We start from the raw sequence: 4,629 nt of genomic DNA, 5'->3' as shown, positions 1-4,629 counted from the left end.
TATGTGATCATCCGGGATGGAACACATATCGAACCGCGCTGGCCCAAATCGCGGGCGTCACCAGATTGACCGAACTGGACGGGGACGGCTTCGAGGCGATGATGGGTCTCTTCGAATACCTGGGCTTTCGGCCGCTGGTTTCGCAAGGATCAAGCTATGGCGCGCGACCAGGCATGGCGAGCTTCGCGCAGATTGAGCTGATCCGGGCGTTGTCGCGCGAATATACCCTTGGCAGCTACCGGAGAGGCCGAGTTGAACAGATGGCTGGAACGCTGCTTCAAGATATCGTCGCTGCGGTTCCTGACCGCTGCGGCCGCCCCGAAGGCCATCACGGCGCTGAAGGCGATGAAGGCACGGTCCCGCGCGGCGTGACACTCCGAAACACGGCAATGGAAGGGCCGCGCGGCTTGCGCTGCCCTTTTTCGTGAGAGGCGCTGATTCGCCCGCTGACAGGCTTTGCTGTTTTCCGGCTACCTGTTCAGCGCCTAACCCTTTCGCGCCCGTCCTGCCTATTCTAAACACCGTTTAACGGCGAAGCCTGACGGCTACTGCCGAGGTGTTCAGCCCATCGGACTTGAAAATCGGTAGCGATCCTGCGATATGATCGTGTGAGCCTGAGCCATTTTCAGAGAGCCGGTCATGTGCCGTGGGGGATGTCTCTGGCCCCCCGGGTTCACACCCCGCCACGCTTGCGAACGGTCGCGGCCAGCGCTAGATTTCCTTTGACGCCTGAGCCATTTTCGGAAAGCCGATCATGTGCCGTGAGGGATCTGTCTGGCCCTTAAGGCGTTACCCCCTGAACCCATTCAGGGAAGGAAGGTATTCAGGGTTGCCATAGGTTTGAACCATGGCAATCGACCCGACACCGCATCTTCTCGTTCCTTCCTGCGCCGACTGCGCAGCCATGGGCATGCATGTGCCCGAGATGCTGCACGAGATGGAGGAAGACATCGACGCGGATGCCGTGCGCGACTTCCTTCTTGCGCATGGCGGGCGGGAATTCTCGATCCCCGTGCGTCACGACCTTGACACGCTGCCCGGACGGCAAATGACGGCCACCGACTGGCTGGTGCTCAACCATGGCTTCGGCCGGATCACGCTGCCGAAAGGGCCGGCCGGGCATCGCATGCGGGTCAATTTCACCGTCCTGACGCTTCGCCGGGAAGGCCGCAGCGTCGGGCAGATCGCGACCGCGACCGGCATCCATTCCCGCAGCGTCTCGGCGATCCTGAAGCGCCTGACCGAACGCGGCCTTCTGACACAACCCTTCACCTGACGGACCCCAGACATGCCCATCATCAACGCTGAAAATCTCGACCTTGCCTTCCGGGGTTTCAAGTCGATCTACTCCACGGCCTACCTCGCCGCGCCCAGTCAGGCCGCGAAGGTCGCGATGACGGTGCCCAGCAGCTCGCGCGACGAAAGCTATGGCTGGCTGGGGCAGTTCCCGCAGTTGCGGGAATGGCTGGACGGCGAGCGCGTCGTGCGCCAGCTGAAGGCTCATGGCTTCACCATCGTGAACCGCAAGTTCGAAAGCACGGTTTCGGTCTCGCGCGACGATTTCTCGGATGACCGGCTCGGCGTCTTCAAGCCGATGTTCGCCGAGATGGGGCATGCCGCCGCGCTTCATCCCGACGAAATCGTCTTTGGATTGCTGGCGCAGGGCACCACGACCCTGTGCTTCGACGGCCAGAACTTCTTCGATACCGACCACCCGGTCCTCGATCCGGACGGCGCCATTGTGATCGACGGCGAGACCTATTCGCCGGTCAGCAATTTCGACGATGGCGCCGGGCCGACCTGGTATCTTCTGGATACCTCGCGCGCCGTCCGGCCGATCATCTGGCAGGAGCGCGAGAAATACGAGTTCCAGAACGTCAACCGGCTGAATGACGAGCGCGTCTTCATGACCGACAACTTCCTTTACGGCATCCGGGCACGGGTGAATGCGGCTTCGGCCTGTGGCAGTTGGCCCATGCCAGCCGCGAAGCCCTGAACGCGGCCAACTATGCCGCGATCCGCGCACAGATGCAGACGCTGACCGGCGATCAGGGACGCCCGCTCGGCATCCGCCCGAATGTCCTGGTCGTGCCGCCGCAGCTGGAAGAGGCGGCGTTCCACCTCCTGAACACCGAGACGCAGGATGGCGGCGGTTCGAACCCGTGGAAAGGCACCGCCGAAATCGTCGTCACCCCGTATACGGGCGGCTGACATGACCGGACGCACCGCGATCTGCGAGGCCGTCGAGTTGCCCGCAAGGACCGCGCCGGACTGGGTGCACCTTCTGCCGGTCGGCGCGGTCAACGGCCGCGACGGGCGGCGCTGGCGTCTGGACGATCCGGCCCAGCTTATCGCCCGGTCGGCGAAGGGCGGCGATCTGCCGATCGACTACGACCACGAAAGCGAAAAGCCGAAGTCCCATGGCGGGCCGCTGCCCGCCGCCGGCTGGATCAAGAGCCTGCAAACGCGGACGGACGGCATCTGGGGCAAGGTCGAGTGGACCGGCCGCGCGGCCGAGATGATCGCCAACCGGGAATACCGATTCCTGTCGCCCGTCCTGCACTATCACCCGACCACCGGGCAGGTCCTGCGCCTGATCGGGGCTGGCCTTGTCCACCGCCCCAACCTCGCCCTGACCGCCCTTTCCGAACAGGAGATGACCATGCCCGATCCACTTGAGGACGCCGCCACCGCCGATCTTTCGCGCATCGCCACAGCCCTCGGCCTGAACGAAACCGCCGATGCCGATACGATCCTGACCGCAATCAACGCGCAGACGGCGCCCGATCCGGCGCGCTATGTGCCCATCGAGGCCGTGGCCGATCTGCTGAAACAGCGCAACAGCGCGGCCAGCGACAACGCCGCGCGCGCGGCCGATGCGAAGGTCCAGCAGGCGATGAATTCCGGATACCTGACCCCGGCCATGCGCGATTGGGCCGTCGCCCTCTGCACCCAGGACGAAGCGAGATTCGACAGTTTCATCGCGACCTCCACGCCGGCCTATGCTCACCTTCATCGCCCGAGCCGCTTGCACGATGTCGGCCACGAGGCGCAAGGACGTAGACCGGCCAGCGCCGATGAACGGGCGATCTGCGAACAGCTCGGCCTGACGCCCACAGATCTGAAATAGGAATGTGCGGCCCGGTTGGGTAGCGATGACGGGCCGCACAGCCACCGCCCCGCAACGGTTCGGGCTTCTCTGTCCCGGTCGAGGGCCGATGCGGGGCGGTGATCTGAAAAGGAGAAAGTCATGAGCGGAGCCGCTGTCACGACCGATATTGACGCCAGCGAGGCGCGCGCCGCATTGGCGCGGCTGAACGACAGCCAGATTCGCGGCATCCTCGCAGCCATCGGCGCAGTGATCAAAAGCCAGACCGTTCACCGTATCGACAGCGAGAAGCGGGCACCTGACGGTGGGTGCTGGGCACCCTGGTCGCTGGACTATGCGCGGTCACGCTCTGGCGGACATTCGCTTCTGGAAAACGAGGGCCACCTTCGGGACAGTATCGGCTGGCAGCTGCGCGGCGATGAAGTGGCCATCGGCACCAACCTGGTCTATGGCGCGGTTCATCAGTCCGGCGGTGACGGCACGCCGGCGCGTCCATATCTCGGCTTCTCCGGCGAGAACCGCGACGAGATCGAGCGGCTGGTGGTCGCCGGCATGGAAGACGTTCTGTGACGGGCGCGCCCGTTCAATCGCCCGGTCAGGGCCGCGTGACGGCCGACGATCTGTCCGGGATCGACACCGCCCTTGCCGAATTATCGGTCCTGCGCGGCACGCTCTCCCGGCTTGAAACCTCTCTTGAACGGCTGCGCGGCGCGGCCCTGCAACATTCCCTGTCACAACTTCCGGCATGCGATGTGCCGCCGACCGAACGCCGCCGCGCCCACCGCTCAGGCCGCCCGCCGATCATCGACACCGACCCCGAATTGCAAGCCTTCATCCTCGCCCGCCTCGACCGGCTGACCTATCATCAGATCGCCGCCGCCATCGCCGAACACTTCCCGCCCGAGCGCCACATCAGCCACGCCACCGTCCACCATTGGGCGCAGAAACGCCGCTGACACATCTTGCGACGGCCCCTGACGATATCGGATAAGCGCGAGAAATTCATGGGTCTTCGCACATCAAACGCTAGAATAATTGGTTACATGCCAGAATTAATAGTTACACAATAGCGGCCCGCGCGGCTCAGTCGGCCATGAGGCGGCTGATGATGACCGTTACCTCGGGCTTCTTGCCGATCTCTTCCATCGCCACCTGGCGGGTGATCTTGCGCAATGCCTCGTCCATCTTGGCATCGTCGCGGACCACGCGCGCATCGGCGCCTTCCAGGAAATCGGCCAGTTCGCCCTCGATATGCCGCGCCAGATCGTCGCCGCTGCGGGTGCGGCCGGGCAGGCCCATCAGTTCGACCCAGGCATCGGGCAACGCATTGTCATCCTCGTCCACGATGACGCTGACCAGGGCATGTCCATTCAGCGCCATGCGGATCCGGTCGCGCACGATCCCGTCCATCGCCCCGATCAGCACCGTGCCGTCAAGATAGAGCCGCCCCGTCTCGACCTGATCGACCACTTTCGGCCGCTCGCCCGTCAGATCGAGCATCGTGCCGTTTACCGCGATCG

The 4,629-nt window shown here is 64.2% G+C and carries 5 protein-coding genes and 2 pseudogenes; 6 read left to right on the top strand and 1 reads right to left on the bottom strand.

Features of this window, described 5'->3' with window-relative positions:
* The 6 genes and pseudogenes from B4L36_RS16205 to B4L36_RS05775 all read left to right on the top strand — a co-directional run.
* Window positions 1-428: phage protein GemA/Gp16 family protein (locus tag B4L36_RS16205; protein WP_422662118.1), on the top strand; the 428-nt coding region annotated here is incomplete at its 5' end.
* Between the two features lie 476 nt (window positions 429-904).
* Window positions 905-1,276: a MarR family transcriptional regulator gene (locus B4L36_RS05800; protein ID WP_292953736.1), complete on the top strand. Its 372-nt coding sequence runs from the start codon at window positions 905-907 to the stop codon at window positions 1,274-1,276.
* A gap of 12 nt (window positions 1,277-1,288) precedes the next feature.
* Window positions 1,289-2,211, top strand: a pseudogene (locus tag B4L36_RS05795) (Mu-like prophage major head subunit gpT family protein).
* A 1-nt stretch (window position 2,212) separates the two neighbouring features.
* Entirely contained in the window at window positions 2,213-3,130 is a 918-nt protein-coding gene (locus B4L36_RS05785) for a phage protease (protein ID WP_292953730.1), read from the top strand.
* A 120-nt stretch (window positions 3,131-3,250) separates the two neighbouring features.
* Window positions 3,251-3,679 carry a phage virion morphogenesis protein gene (locus B4L36_RS05780; RefSeq protein WP_292953728.1) on the top strand — a complete coding sequence of 143 codons (429 nt, stop codon included), beginning with the start codon at window positions 3,251-3,253 and terminating at the stop codon, window positions 3,677-3,679.
* Window positions 3,676-4,065: a helix-turn-helix domain-containing protein gene (locus B4L36_RS05775; RefSeq protein WP_292953726.1), complete on the top strand. Its 390-nt coding sequence runs from the start codon at window positions 3,676-3,678 to the stop codon at window positions 4,063-4,065. Before B4L36_RS05780 ends, B4L36_RS05775 begins: the two co-directional genes overlap by 4 nt.
* A gap of 127 nt (window positions 4,066-4,192) precedes the next feature.
* On the opposite strand, the pseudogene B4L36_RS05770 reads toward B4L36_RS05775, so the two are convergent.
* Window positions 4,193-4,629: pseudogene (locus B4L36_RS05770) on the bottom strand (ribonuclease J); the annotation flags it as partial.

This window comes from Paracoccus sp. UBA889 (assembly GCA_002294185.1).
Classification (GTDB): Bacteria; Pseudomonadota; Alphaproteobacteria; order Rhodobacterales; family Rhodobacteraceae; genus Paracoccus.
This window is presented reverse-complemented; position numbering and strand designations above follow the sequence as displayed.

Coding starts and splice junctions, on each gene's coding strand:
- B4L36_RS05800 (WP_292953736.1), top strand. CDS start 905: ATGGGCATGCATGTGCCCGAGATGCTGCACGAGATGGAGGAAGACATC.
- B4L36_RS05785 (WP_292953730.1), top strand. CDS start 2,213: ATGACCGGACGCACCGCGATCTGCGAGGCCGTCGAGTTGCCCGCAAGG.
- B4L36_RS05780 (WP_292953728.1), top strand. CDS start 3,251: ATGAGCGGAGCCGCTGTCACGACCGATATTGACGCCAGCGAGGCGCGC.